The following is a 13458-nucleotide window of genomic DNA, read 5'->3' as shown; positions in this document are numbered from 1 at the left end:
GGCAGACAAGAAATGTAATGGTGTGGAAACGTAATGACGCCGACGACACGGTCGGACGTGTCCCGCCATACCAAGCGGGGTCGCGGCGATCCGCCTTCAGCGATCCTGCGTGCCGAAAGGCGGATTACGCCATGCGTCCCGGCGGGCGCGGATCGGCACGTCCCAGAAGCGCCAAGCCGCCGCCGCGAAGACCAGCGTGAACAGATAGAGCGAAACCGCGACCAGCGCCGTCTTGCTGCCCGTTTCGGGACGGGTCGCCACCCAGTTCATATAGACATACACGAACGGATAATGGGTGATGTACAGCGGATAGGACAATCGCCCCGCCGCCTTGCATAAGCGCAATGTGGTGGCGCGGCCCGCCGAATGCCGCCCGGCGATCAGGATCAGCGGGAACAGGATCAGCACGCAGACTGCCTGATATACGCCATTCCACTTCACCCCGCCGACTTCGGGCAGGACGGGCGCGGCGAACAGCAGCAACAGGATCAGGCTGAGCGGCAGGAACCCCAGCCGCAGGCGCGGCAAATGGTCGCCCAGACGGTAGAGGATCAGCCCGGCCAGGAACGGATAGGCCAGACGCACCGGCGCGCCCCAGAAATTGTGCAGCCCCCAGCCCGTGTCATAAGACCCCAGCGTCAGTGCGGTCGCGGCCGACGCAATCGCCGCCAGTCCTGCCAACGCGACCAACGCCCGCAACCCCAGGCGGCGCAGGATCAAGGCATAGGCCAGATTGGCGATATATTCCTGCAAGAGCGTCCAGGCGGGCGCGTTCAGCGGATGGCTGTCCCCCAGCCGATTGGGCAGCGGCGCGGATGGCAAGGCGAGCAGCGCCGCGACAAAGGCCAGTCCCACCAGCCATGGCGACGCATCCTGCCGATCCCCGGCAAAGGGATCGAGCAGGTAACTCGCCAATCCCAATATCGCGCCCAGCACGACCAGCGGATGCAGCCGGACGAGACGCCTTGCCAGAAAGCCCCTGACACGCATTTCGCCCCAACGGTCGTCATAGGCATAGCCGACGACGAAACCCGACAGCGCGAAAAAGAAATCCACCGCCAGATAGGCATGGGGCAGCAACAGCCGGTCCGCCTCGAACAACACGGTGATGCCCTGGATATGGAACGCCACCACCAGAAGCGCCGCCGTACCCCGCAGGCCGTCCAGCACCTCGAAATGCGGCTTGCCCCGCCGGGTGGTGTCGGGCGTCGTCATCGGGCAAGGCCGCGCGCCGGATTGCCGACCACCGTCTGCCCCGGCGCCACGTCGCGCGTCACCACGCTGCCCGCGCCGATGATGGCATCGTCGCCGATCGTCACCCCCGGCAGGATCAGCGCGCCACCGCCGACCCAGACATTGGCGCCGATGCGGATCGGCCGTCCGCACTCCCACCCCTGCGCCCGAAGCGCCGGATCGCGCGGGTGATCGGCGGTCAGGATCTGGACGCCCGGCCCGATCTGGGTGCCTGCGCCGATCTCGACCCGCGCCACGTCCAGGATCACGCAGGCAAAGTTCAGGAAGACCCGCTCGCCCAGCATGATGTTATAGCCATAATCGCAGTGAAAGGGCGGCCGGATCACCGCCCCCGCTCCCACCCGCCCCAGCCCTTCGGTCAGCAGCGCATGCCGATCGGCGGCATCCTGGCCAAGCGAACCGTTGTAGCGGACCATCCACGCCGCCGCGCGGGCGGCATCCGCCGCCAGCTCGGGATCGTCGGCGATGTACAATTCGCCCGCCAGCATCCTTTGTTTCTGACTGGTCATGCTCAACTCAGATCGTGCAGGTCTTTGCCGAGCGGCGCGGTGATGCGCAGGTCGGAGAAGCGCACCTCCAGCCCTTCCCGCTCGGGCGTGCAGGCCATCGGCCCGACCCGATAGCCTGGCGCGACCGGGAACGGCGCCAGCCGAACCAGCGGCCAGTGTTTTCCGTCCGCCGACACCTGCAGGCGCAGCACGCCCTTGGCGACCGTCGCGCGCATCCAGAAATCGGACGCATCGCCCTCATAGGGGCCGGTTGCCCAGTCCGACCGGCTGTCGGTCAGCACGCTGCTCAGCATCGCACGGCCGTCGGACAGCTCGATTCCCGCCTTCACCCAGCGCCGATCGTCGACGCGGACCATGATCCCCGCCTGATCGTACAGCTTGTCATAGCGCCCGCGGATACGCAGCTGCGCGGTGAAGGCGTCACCGGTCGGGAAGCCCAGGAAATGGCCGCTGTCGCGGTTGAAGCCATAATGGGTCTCGCGCCAGAAATCGGTTCCGCGATCGGTGGTCATCACCAGATCGCCATTTGCCTCGGCCCGCCAGACCTGGGGCGCATTCAGCCAGACGCCGTCCTTTCGCCCCAGCACGGCCGTCCCGACCGGAGTCCCCGCCGCCCTTGCCGTCTGCGGCACGGTCAACGCGACCACGCTGCCCAGGATCGTGCGGCGGGACAATTGCGGTTCGTCCATGGTTCTTCTTTCCCGTTTCGCGCTACGGCAGAGCCGTTTGCTAGCTATCTCGACAGTATGTGTACATTTGTACATATTCGATGCAACGGAGTTTTTGCATGGCCGACCGATCCGCGCGACGAAACGACCCGGAGCGTCGGCAACGCATCATCGCCGCCGCGCTGGAGGTGATCGCGGAACACGGCGTGCCCGCCACCACCCATCGCCGGATCGCGGCGGCGGCGGGGGTGCCGCTCGGCTCGGTCACCTATTATTTCACCTCGCTGGAGGCGTTGCTGACCGATGCCTTCACGCAACTGGCCGAGGAATCGTCGCACGCCTTCGCCACGCGCATGGCCCAGGCCCGGAGCCGCGACGATGCGCGCGAGGCGATCATCGACATCATCGCAGGGTCGGTCTGGGCCGAACCGCGCACGCTGCTGCTCAGTTACGAACTCTATGCCTTTGCCGCGCGCCATCCCTCGGTCTCGACCGTCATGCAGGGGTGGATGAACAACAGCCGCGCCGCGCTGGAGCGGTTCTTCGATCCGCTGACCGCCCGTGCGCTCGACGCGCTGGTCGAAGGGATCGGCATCCACAACTCGATCGACCCCGCCCCCCTGGACCGAAATGCGATCAGCGACATCGTGCATCGGATCACCGGCGACGCAGCGTGAACGAAAGCCGGTGGCGAACATTGTGCGGAGGATCATTCCACCCGACCCGGAGACGCATCGATGAAGACCAGCGGCAACACGATCCTGATGACGGGCGGCGGCAGCGGTATCGGCGAGGCGCTGGCCCATCGTTTCCATGATCGCGGCGACACCGTCATCATCGCCGGGCGCCGCCGCGAGGCGCTGGAAAAGGCGGCCGAAGGGCGCGAGCGCATCCATGTCGTCACGCTGGATGTCGAGGATGCGGCGGCGATCGACGCCTTCGCCAGGCAGATCGTCGCCGACTTCCCCGCGCTGAACGTGCTGTTCAACAACGCAGGCATCATGAAGTTCGAGGATCTGACCGGCCACCGCGACCTGGCCGATGCCGAGGCGACGCTGACCACCAACATCCTGGGTCCAATCCGGCTGACCAATGCGCTGATCGACCATCTGACCCAGCAGCCCGACGCCGCGATCGTCAACGTGACCTCGGGTCTGGCCTTCGTGCCGCTGGTCGCCGCACCGACCTATTCGGCGACCAAGGCGGCGATCCATTCCTATACCGTGTCGCTGCGCACCCAGCTGGAGGGCAAGGTCGAGGTGATCGAGCTGGCCCCGCCGGGCGTGCAGACCGACCTGACGCCGGGCCAGGCGCATCGTCCGGGCTATGTGCCGCTCCAGGATTTTGCCGATGCGGTCGCGGCGCAGTTCGCGCAATCGCCGACACCGTCGGAAATCCTGGTCGACGAGGTGCGCCCGTTCCGCATGGCCGAACGCGAGGGCAAGTTCGACGAGACGCTGAAGAATCTGACGAAGCGCGCCGCCGAGCAGCGGGCGGCAGGCGACCGGATCCAGTCGGGCAACTGAGGCTTGGGAACGGGCGGCTGGTCGGCTATGGACGGCCATGGATTTCGACCAGTTGCTCGTCCGCTTCTTCGGCACCGAAGAGATTGCCGACCTCACCCCCGAACAGCTCGGCGCCGGGATCGACCGGCTGCGCGTGCAGTTCGGGCTGGAGCGCGACAGCGGCCGCCGCTTCGCGCTGTGGTGCCTGGCCTATATGATCGGCGTCGCGCCCGACATCGACGAAGCCTTTGACGACGAGGAAGACCGCGAAGCCGCACGCGACTTCATGGACAGCGTCGACAGCGAGATCGACGCCGAGGAATGATCGGCCATTAGCCCCTCCCCTTCAGGGGAGGGGTTGGGGTGGGGCCTTTCGACCAGCACAGCGCTTGCGGAAGCGCCCCACCCCCTGCCCCTCCCCTGAAGGGGAGGGGTGATTCGGGTTCAGCCCGCCGCGACCATGCGCTGCGTCTGTTCGCCCAGCTTCTCGACACCCAGCTTCACCGTCTGGCCCGCGCGCAGATAGACCGGCGGCTTCTGGCCCAGACCGACGCCCTCGGGCGTGCCGGTCGAGATGATGTCGCCCGGCTCCAGCGTGCAGAACTGGCTGACATAGGATACGAGTTCGGCCACGGTGAAGATCATGTCGGCGGTGCTGCTGTCCTGATAGCGCTTGCCGTCGACCTCCAGCCACAGACGCAGATTCTGCGGATCGCCCACTTCGTCCGCCGTGACCAGCCATGGGCCGGTCGGACCGAACGTGTCGCAGCCCTTGCCCTTGTCCCAGGTGCCGCCGCGCTCCATCTGGAACGCACGCTCCGACACGTCATGCACGACGCAATAGCCCGCGACATGCGACAGCGCCTCGGCTTCGGTCAGGTAACGGCCGCGCGTGCCGATCACGACGCCCAGTTCGACTTCCCAGTCGGTCTTTTCCGATCCGCGCGGGATTTCGACGTCGTCGTTCGGGCCGACGACGGCGCTGCTCCACTTGCCGAACACGACGGGCTCGGCCGGGATGGGCAGATTGCTCTCGGCGGCGTGCGCGCGATAGTTCAGGCCGATGCAGATGAACTTGCCGGGACGTGCGACGCACGAGCCCAGGCGCGGATTGCCCTCGACGACGGGCAGTGTGTCGGGATCGAGCGCGGCGATCTCCGCCAGACCCTGCGGCGTCAGCCGGTCGCCCGCCAGATCGCCAAGCGCCTCGGGCAGCGCCCGGATGCGTCCCTGATCGTCCACCAGCCCGGCCCGCTCACGGTTCATTTCGCCATAACGCAACAACTTCATCGATCCGTCTCCTTATGCGTGACGCCGCCACGCACCGTGACGGCCATGAATCTTGCACAGCACCCGGTCGGGCGCGAGCGGGCCAAGCGGACCGCGCCATGCCCCCTTCTCTACCGGCTCGTTCCTTTTAGCGCTATCAGTGTCGCGTCCCGACATCACGACCCATGGCCGATCCGACGATCAGCCCTGCCAGCCGGGGCGGAGGGCGATGCGCAGGATGCGATCGTTCGCGGCCATGAACAGCGCGCGGCCCGCCTCGCCGAACGCGCAATTGGCGATGGGCGCCCCCTGCTCGATCAGGCCCAGCGGCTCGGCCTCGGGGGTCATCAGCATCATGCCGCCGGGGACGGAGCAGACCAGCGTGCCGTCGCGCGCGACCTTCATCCCGTCGGGCAGGCCCGCCCCTCCGGCCGCCAGCATCGCACGCGCATCGAGCAGCATCCGGCGATTGCCGACCTGCCCGCGCGTATCGACGTCATAGACCATGATCGCGGGTGCCGCCTCGTCCGACACCGACACATAAAGCCGTCGTTCGTCGGGTGACAGCGCGATGCCGTTGGGGCGGGTCAGCGTGCCGTCGATCAGGTCGACACTGCCATTGGGCCGCCGCCGATAGACGCCGTTGACCGCCTGTTCCTTCAGCGGCGATGTATCCCCATCTTTCAAACCGTAAGGCGGGTCGGTGAACCAGATCGCACCGTCCTTCGCGACGTGCAGGTCGTTGGGGCTGCTGAACCGCTTGCCCGCATAACGATCGGCCAGCACGGTGCGGCGACCGGTCTTCAGGTCCACCCGGTCGATGGTCCGCCCGCCGCTATTGGCGATCAGCAGCGCGCCTCTGGCATCCAGCGCCAGCCCGTTGGCGCCGGGTTCGCGGACCAGCACCGGATCGGTTCCCGCCGCGCCCGAGGGGTTCAGCACCACCGACACGCCCCGCCCCCGCTGCCAGCGGCGGACGATATTGGCGGGCGGATCGGCGAACAGCAGATAGCCGCCGCCCGGCACCCAGACCGGCCCTTCGGCCCAGCGTATGCCGGTGGCGATCACCTCCGGCTCGGTGCCCGGCGCGATCATCCGGTCGAGCCCCGGCGACAGGCGGCGCAGGCGCGGCGTCGTCTCCGCCGCGTCGGCAAGGGTGGGGGCCGCGACCAGAGCGAGACCGGCGGCAAGGACGGAACGGCGAGAGGCGATCATGGGGCCAGCATGGGCCAAGCCATCCGCGCCCGCAAGCCGCGGTGCGGACACGCTATCTTTCCCTGACCGGCCATTCGCGACTAAGAGCCGCGCGATGGGGACGAATGGGGCAAGCATGACTGTCGAGCGGAGCAAGGCCGATCTGTGCGCGTGGCGCATGGAAGCCATCAGGCGGATCGAGGCGGACTATAACCGTTCGGCGGATACGCACCTGATCCGGGTCGACCTGCCGCGCTATCCGGGGATTACGCTGTATCTGAAGGACGAGAGCAGCCATCCGACCGGCAGCCTGAAGCATCGGCTGGCGCGCTCGCTGTTCCTCTATGCGCTGTGCAATGGCTGGATCGGGCCGGACACCTGCGTGATCGAAGCATCGTCGGGATCGACGGCGGTGAGCGAAGCCTATTTCGCCAAGATGCTGGGCCTTCGTTTCATCGCGGTGGTGCCCGCCTCGACCGCCGCGCCCAAGCTGGATGCGATCCGCTTTCACGGCGGCGAGATTCACACGGTCGACGATCCGCGCACGGTCTATGACGTCTCGCATCGGCTGGCTGCGGAGACGGGCGGTCATTATCTCGACCAGTTCACCTATGCCGAGCGGGCGACCGACTGGCGCGGCAACAACAACATTGCCGAGAGCATCTTTGCGCAGATGTCGGCGGAGGAACATCCCGTCCCCGACTGGATCGTCTGCGGCGCGGGAACCGGCGGCACCTCGGCGACGATCGGGCGGTACATCGCCTATCAGCGGCACGGCACCCGGCTCTGCGTCGCGGACCCGGTCCATTCGGTCTTCCACCGGCACTTCGCCGACCGCCGGGCGCTGTCGCTGCCCGAAGGTTGCGGCAGCTGTATCGAGGGGATCGGGCGTCCGCGCGTCGAGCCCAGCTTCATCCCTTCGGTCATAGACCGGATGATCGCGGTCGAGGATGCCGCCAGCATCGGCGCGATGCGGGCGCTGTCGGCGCGGCTGGGACGGCGGGTCGGCGGGTCGACCGGCACCAACCTGATCGCCTGCGCCACGCTGATCGCCGAAATGGCGGCGGCGGGGGAGCGCGGCTCGATCGTCACTTTGCTCTGCGACGGGGGCGAGCGATATGGCTGCACCTATTATGACGATGCGTGGCTGGACGCGCGCGGCATCGACTGGCGGCCCCATGCCGCGCAAATGGCGGCGCTGCTCGCCAGCGCCTGATCGGGCAGGCGCGGGGCGAACGAGGCGGAGGAGGAGCGATCATCATGACGGACAGGCTCAAATTGCTCGTGACCCGCCGCCTGCCGGACGATGTGGAACGGCATCTGTCCGAAAGCTGGGATACGACGCTCAGCGCCGACGACCGGCCGCTGGACCGCGACGCGCTGGTCAGAGCGATGACCGAATATGACGCCTGGATGCCGACGATCACCGACCGGATCGATGCCGATCTGATCGCGACGCCGGGCCGCCGGGTCCGCATCCTCGCCAATTATGGAGCCGGGGTCGATCATGTCGATCTGGCCGCCGCGCGCGCCGCCGGGCTGGTCGTGACCAACACGCCCGATGTGTTGACCGAGGCGACGGCGGAGATCGCGATCCTCCTGATGCTGATGACCGCACGCCGGGCGGGCGAAGGCGAGCGCGAGTTGCGCAGCGGCGCATGGACCGGCTGGCGACCGTCGCACCTGATCGGGCAGGGGCTGTCGGGCAAGACGCTGGGGCTGGTCGGTTTTGGCCGCATCGCGCAGGCGACGGCGGTCAAGGCGCGCGGGCTGGGGATGCGGGTGCGTTATGCCAGCCGCTCCGCCGCCGCGCCCGAGGTGGAAGGCGCGCTCGACGCCACGCGGGCGGAATCGCTCGAAGCCCTGGCGGCGGAATGCGATATCCTGTCGCTGCACGTCCCCGGCGGCGACGCGACCCGGCACATGATCGATGCCGCCCTGCTGTCCCGGATGAAGCCCAATGCGATCGTCGTGAACACCGCGCGCGGGCCGGTGATCGACGAAGGTGCGCTGGTCGAAGCGCTGGATCAGGGGCGGATCGGCGGCGTCGGGCTGGACGTCTACGAACACGAGCCCAAGGTGCATCCGGGCCTGCTGGCGCATCCGCGTGCCGTCCTGCTGCCGCATCTGGGCAGCGCCACCATCGAGGCGCGGACGGCGATGGGCATGCGCGCGGCGGCCAATCTCGCCGCCTTCGCTCGTGGCGAGGAACCGGCCGATCGTGTCGCCTGAAACGGCCATCGCGGCGCTGGTCGCGGATCGGCTGGCGCGGCGGCGGTCCGGCGACCCGCCACTGATCCTGGGGCTGTGCGGGGCGCAGGGAAGCGGCAAGTCGACCATCGCCGCGCGGCTGGCAAAGCAGGTCGAGCGCAGCGCGATCCTGTCGCTCGACGATCTCTACCTCACCCATGCCGAGCGGCAGAGGCTGGCGCGCGCGGTGCATCCGCTGTTCGCGACACGCGGCGTGCCGGGCACGCATGACGTCACGCTGGGCGTCGAGACGATCGCGGCGGTCGCACGGGGCGAGGCCGCCCCCCTGCCGCGCTTCGACAAGGCGATCGACGACCGCGCGCCGCAATCGACCTGGCCCTGCGCGCCGGAGGGATGCGAGTTGCTGATCTTGGAGGGCTGGTGCGTCGGCGCGCGAGCGCAGGATGAGGCCGCACTGGTCGCACCGCTCAACGCGCTGGAAGCATCGGAGGACGCCGAGGGGATTTGGCGACGACATGTGAACGCCGCGCTAGCGACCGACTATCCGCGCCTGTTCGCCCCGATCGATCCGCTGGTGCTGATGATTCCGCCCGACTGGTCCACCGTCCTGCGCTGGCGCACTCAGCAGGAGGAGGCGTTGCGCCGCATGCGTGGCTCCGGCGCAGGGGTGATGGACGATGAGCAGCTTGCCCGCTTCGTCAGCCATTACGAGCGGCTGACCCGCCACATATGGGCCGAGATGCCCGGCCGCGCCGATCTGTGCCTGACGCTGGCCGAGGATCGCACCCTGGCGGCCTGACCTATGCCGCCGTCGCAACCTCGTCGCCGTTCGCCGAACCGCGCTCGTCCGCGCCGACCGTGGTCGATACGGGAATGGCGATGGTGCAATGCACGCCGTCCTCGCCCAGGCGGTACGTCGTCCGCGCGCCCAACTGATAGGGGAGCGCACGCTCGATCAGCTCGCGTCCCTGTCCCGTGCCCGTGGGCCATGCGCCTTCGGGCATCCGCACGCCGCTTTCGCGCCAGTCGATGTGCAACCAGGGCCTGCCGTCCGGCCCGTCCGCCTCGAGCGCCCAGCTGATTGCCAGCCGTCCCCCGCCCTGCCCCAGCGCGCCATATTTCATCGCATTGGTCGCCAGCTCATGAATCGCCATGGCCAGCGTATTGACGGTCGAGGACCGCAACCTCACGCCCGCCGGGCCTCTCAGCGTCACCGCATCGGCCCGCCCGTCCATCGCGACCAGTTCGGCATGGAGCAGTCCGTCGAACGTCACCCGGTCCTGCTCGTTCAGCCGGGACAACAGCCCCTGCACCCGCGACAGCGCGTCGAGCCGGTCATCGAACCGCGCGCGGAAATCGGGAAGGCTGGCCGAGCCGCGCGCCGTATTCTCTGCGATCGAGCGGACCACGCCCAGCAAATTGCTGGTGCGATGCTGCAACTCCGCGATCAGCACCCGCTGCAACGCCTCGCTCCGGCGCAGCGCCTCGTCCGCCTTGCGCCGCTCGGACAGGTCGGCCGTCACGACCAGCAGCCGGTCGGGCTGGCCGTCCCCCTTGGGCAGGACCGACAACGTACTGCTCGCCCAGACCAGCGAGCCGTCGGGGCGCGAATAGCGCTTGTCCAGGGTCGCGGGACGGCCGGTGGACACCGCTTCCTCGATCGCCACCAGGCTGGGCGGCAGGTCGTCGGGATGCGTCACATCGGGGACCCGCAAGGCCAGCACCGCCTCGCGAGAACGGTCCAGGATGCGGCACAGTTCGTCATTGACGCGCAGGAAGCGTCCGTCGAGCGACAGCACCGACAGACCGATCGGCGCGGTGGCGAAGATTGCCGCCAGCTGTCCCTCGGTCTCGGCCAGCTTGACCTTCACCACCTCCTCGCGAAGTCGAACGACCTCGGCCTGCGATTCCTTCCATTCGGTAATGTCGCGTGTGGTGGTGGCGACACCGTCGCCCAGCTTCACGACCGTCTGGAAAAACCAGCCGTTAAACTGCTCATGGACATAATGGTGCTCGGCCTGTTCGGGCAGGCCGGTTTCGGTCACGCGGCAAAAGGCGTCGAAAATACCCTCTTCGATGACGCCGGGATTGCGCTGCAACAGGCTTTCGCCGCGCACCTCGCCATATTTGCGTTCGGACGTGTGGTTGTTCAGCACCCAGCGGAAATCGACGATGCCGCCCGCCTCGTCGCGGATCGCCTCGAACACCTGGATCATGTCGGTCGACGCGTCCATCGTCGCCTGCAGCAATTCGTGGCTGGGCTGGAACTCGACATGTCGTCCGTGCATCGCTCGCTCATCCTTCCCGATCCGGGATGGCAGCCGCTCCGCCGCCGCGCCTAGCGTAACGATCATGGCGTCAATTTGCCACTGTGCGACGCGGTGCCGAGGCCAACCCTGAACGACGATGACACTAATGAGATTGACTCGCATAATCATCAATATTAGTTCGCCCTCGTAACGGATTTGGGGGTATAACATGCGGGTTCGGGCGGCGCTGGCCATGATGCTGTCTTCGGTGGCGGCGCCCTGTCTGGCGCAAAGCATGGCGTCGCAGGGCCATGACGCGGCGTCGACCGAGGCGGGCAACGACATCGTGGTCATGGGCGAGAAAGCCGACCGGACGTTGCGCGACACGCCCGCCAGCGTCGCGGTGACGACCGGACAGACCATCGCCGACCAGAATCTGATCGACATGTACGACGTGCTGCAACGCGCGCCCAATGTCGCGATCAATGCCGACCGGACCAGCTTCACCATTCGCGGCATCGATGCGTTCAACGTGTCGGGCGCGGGCGACGGGGCGCTGGCCAGCGTCTATCTCGACGGGGCCGTCCTGCCGCGCGCGGCGCTGAACACCGGGCCGCTCGACCTGTACGACATCGCGCAGGTCGAGGTGTTTCGCGGTCCGCAATCCACGGTACAGGGCCGCAACGCGCTGGCCGGGGCGGTGGTCATCCGCACGACCGACCCCAGCTACGAATGGAACGGCAAAGCCAGGGTGATGCTCACCGGCCCCGACGGACAGCGCCGCGCCGCCGCCGCACTGGGCGGGCCGATCCTGGGCGACCAGATCGCGTTTCGCGTGGCCGGTGAGATCGCGCGGTCGGACGGCCTGCTCTACAACACGACGCTGCACCGCGACGCCGATTCCCGCCAGTCGGAGACGCTGCGCGGCAAGCTGCTCTTCACCCCCGACGCGGTGCCGGGGCTGCGGATCATCGCGACCTATATGCACGACCGCCATGTGCGCGGCGCCTATTCCTCCGAGTTCGATCCGCCCTATGCGCGCCGGGATCGCATCGTCACCGAGGATGTGGCGACCAACACCCGCGCGCTGAGCGACATCGCCACGCTCGAGGCACATTACACGCTGGGCGGCGGCTTCGACCTGAGTTCGATCACCAACTATTCCGACGTGCGCGCGCTCTACATCGCCGACCCGGATCGCAACCCCACCCCCGGCCAGTTGAGCCGCACCAGCGACCCCGCCAGAACGGCGCAGCAGGAAGTGCGGCTGGGCATCGACCTGCCTTGGGTGCAGGGCCTGATCGGCGCCTATTATCTGCGCGAGGACAATCGCGACTATCGGTTCGAGGCGACGCAGAATCTGAATTTGACCCGGCTGGGCATCGATCGCCAGCTGCTGGCACTGGGCCTGTCGCAGCCGCTGGTGGACACGGTGCTGGGCCTTTATGGCGGCGTGGTTCCGATCAGGAACCTGCTGACCCAGCCGCGCCTGACGCGCAATCTGGCGGGCTTCACCGACCTGACCTTCCCGCTGACCACCCGCCTGAAACTGCGCGCAGGGCTGCGCTACGACAATGAGCGGCAAATGCGCGGGGCGAGCCAGTCGGTCGTGCTGAACGGCACGCTGCCCGATCCGGCCCGGTTGCCCGTGCCCGCCCTCGCCCTCGCCCCCATCGTCACCCGGCTGAACACGCTGCTGGTGGCCACGGCGGCGGGGGCGACCAGTGTCGATCCGACACGCGCCATCACCTATGACGCCTGGCTGCCCAAGCTGGGCCTGACCTGGGACGTGACCTCCGATGCCTCGCTGAGCGCGACGGCGCAGCGCGGCTATCGCGCCGGGGGCGCCGGGATCAACCAGCAGCGCGGCCAAAGCTTCACCTATGCGCCCGAATATACCTGGAATTACGAAATCGCATTGCGCTCCGACTGGTTCGACCGCCGACTGAGTTTCAACGCCAATGCCTATTATATCGACTGGCGCGACCAGCAGGTGTCGGTGCAGCTGACCCCCGGCGCGGTGTTCGACACACAGGTCGTCAATGCGGGCAAGTCGCGCCTCTATGGCTTCGAGGCGGAGCTGCGCGGGCGGCCCACGCGCCACCTCGATCTCTATGCGGGCATCGGGCACAGCCGGACCGAGTTCCTCGACTTCACCGTGCCGATCGGCACCGCGAAATGGTCGGCCACCGGCAACGAGTTCGCCAACGCCCCGCGCTGGACCGCATCATGGGGCGGCACCTGGCGCGGCGCGGGCGGGCTGTTCGCCAATCTCAACGCCACCTATCGCGATGCGGTGTTCCAGAGCACCATCGACCAGATCGTGCGCGACATCCGCCCGATCACGCTGGTCAATGCCAAGCTGGGCTGGCAGGGGCGGCATTTCGGGGCCTATCTGCTCGCCAGCAATATCTTCGACCGGCAGCAGCCGACCTCCTTCTTCACCGATTTCGACGGGCGGGTTCGCGGCACCATGTCGCCGCCGCGCATCCTGGGCCTGAGCTTCGAGGGTTGTTTCTGAGCCGCATTCGATTGTCAGACATATAATATCGCCGCCGCCTTGCCATCCGTGTGGCACCCCCTAGACCTGTTCGACAAG

Annotated in this window: 13 protein-coding genes; 7 read left to right on the top strand and 6 right to left on the bottom strand. The window is 67.6% G+C overall.

Annotated elements, in window-relative coordinates; all coding sequences use genetic code 11:
- Positions 1-96: 96 nt before the first annotated feature.
- From ACQR50_RS04100 to ACQR50_RS04090, 3 genes are read right to left on the bottom strand one after another with little or no spacing between them, the layout of a single operon-like run.
- Complete coding sequence (locus tag ACQR50_RS04100) at positions 97-1215, bottom strand: acyltransferase family protein (protein ID WP_428969888.1); 1119 nt, start codon at positions 1213-1215, stop codon at positions 97-99.
- The gene (locus ACQR50_RS04095; protein ID WP_428969887.1) at positions 1212-1763 is read right to left on the bottom strand and encodes a sugar O-acetyltransferase; all 552 of its coding nucleotides are present in this window, start codon (positions 1761-1763) and stop codon (positions 1212-1214) included. The genes ACQR50_RS04100 and ACQR50_RS04095 overlap by 4 nt, the downstream gene beginning before the upstream one ends.
- 2 nt (positions 1764-1765) lie before the next feature.
- Positions 1766-2452 (bottom strand): DUF1349 domain-containing protein, encoded by a 687-nt coding sequence (locus ACQR50_RS04090; protein ID WP_428969886.1) that lies wholly within the window; start codon positions 2450-2452, stop codon positions 1766-1768.
- Between the two features lie 98 nt (positions 2453-2550).
- Here ACQR50_RS04090 and ACQR50_RS04085 point away from each other — a divergent pair, with 98 nt between their 5' ends.
- The 3 genes from ACQR50_RS04085 to ACQR50_RS04075 are packed head-to-tail and all read left to right on the top strand — an operon-like array spanning position 2551 to position 4261.
- On the top strand, positions 2551-3108 hold the full coding sequence (locus ACQR50_RS04085; protein WP_428969885.1) for a TetR/AcrR family transcriptional regulator: 558 nt from the start codon (positions 2551-2553) through the stop codon (positions 3106-3108).
- A 60-nt stretch (positions 3109-3168) separates the two neighbouring features.
- Positions 3169-3957, top strand: coding sequence for an SDR family oxidoreductase (locus ACQR50_RS04080; RefSeq protein ID WP_428969884.1), 789 nt, complete (start codon positions 3169-3171; stop codon positions 3955-3957).
- A 37-nt stretch (positions 3958-3994) separates the two neighbouring features.
- Complete coding sequence (locus ACQR50_RS04075; protein WP_219019285.1) at positions 3995-4261, top strand: hypothetical protein; 267 nt, start codon at positions 3995-3997, stop codon at positions 4259-4261.
- Between the two features lie 119 nt (positions 4262-4380).
- Here ACQR50_RS04075 and ACQR50_RS04070 read toward each other — a convergent pair whose 3' ends face one another.
- On the bottom strand, positions 4381-5226 hold the full coding sequence (locus ACQR50_RS04070) for a fumarylacetoacetate hydrolase family protein (RefSeq protein WP_428969883.1): 846 nt from the start codon (positions 5224-5226) through the stop codon (positions 4381-4383).
- Positions 5227-5406: 180 nt separating this feature from the next.
- Positions 5407-6420, bottom strand: coding sequence for an SMP-30/gluconolactonase/LRE family protein (locus ACQR50_RS04065; RefSeq protein ID WP_428969882.1), 1014 nt, complete (start codon positions 6418-6420; stop codon positions 5407-5409).
- 115 nt (positions 6421-6535) lie between these two features.
- Here ACQR50_RS04065 and ACQR50_RS04060 point away from each other — a divergent pair, with 115 nt between their 5' ends.
- From ACQR50_RS04060 to ACQR50_RS04050, 3 genes are read left to right on the top strand one after another with little or no spacing between them, the layout of a single operon-like run.
- Positions 6536-7615 carry a PLP-dependent cysteine synthase family protein gene (locus ACQR50_RS04060; RefSeq protein WP_428969881.1) on the top strand — a complete coding sequence of 360 codons (1080 nt, stop codon included), beginning with the start codon at positions 6536-6538 and terminating at the stop codon, positions 7613-7615.
- 44 nt (positions 7616-7659) lie between these two features.
- Positions 7660-8631 (top strand): 2-hydroxyacid dehydrogenase, encoded by a 972-nt coding sequence (locus tag ACQR50_RS04055; protein ID WP_428969880.1) that lies wholly within the window; start codon positions 7660-7662, stop codon positions 8629-8631.
- Positions 8621-9409, top strand: a complete 789-nt coding sequence (locus ACQR50_RS04050; protein ID WP_428969879.1) for a kinase — start codon at positions 8621-8623, stop codon at positions 9407-9409. Before ACQR50_RS04055 ends, ACQR50_RS04050 begins: the two co-directional genes overlap by 11 nt.
- Position 9410: 1 nt before the next feature.
- Here the strand turns inward: ACQR50_RS04050 and ACQR50_RS04045 are convergent, their stop codons facing one another.
- On the bottom strand, positions 9411-10964 hold the full coding sequence (locus ACQR50_RS04045; RefSeq protein WP_428969878.1) for a sensor histidine kinase: 1554 nt from the start codon (positions 10962-10964) through the stop codon (positions 9411-9413).
- A 124-nt stretch (positions 10965-11088) separates the two neighbouring features.
- Here ACQR50_RS04045 and ACQR50_RS04040 point away from each other — a divergent pair, with 124 nt between their 5' ends.
- A complete protein-coding gene (locus tag ACQR50_RS04040; protein WP_428969877.1) occupies positions 11089-13380 on the top strand; it encodes a TonB-dependent receptor in 2292 nt (763 codons plus the stop codon).
- Positions 13381-13458: the final 78 nt, after the last annotated feature.

Source organism: Sphingomonas sp. Xoc002 (genome assembly GCF_050408055.1).
Taxonomy (GTDB): Bacteria; Pseudomonadota; Alphaproteobacteria; order Sphingomonadales; family Sphingomonadaceae; genus Sphingomonas; species Sphingomonas yabuuchiae.
This window is presented reverse-complemented; position numbering and strand designations above follow the sequence as displayed.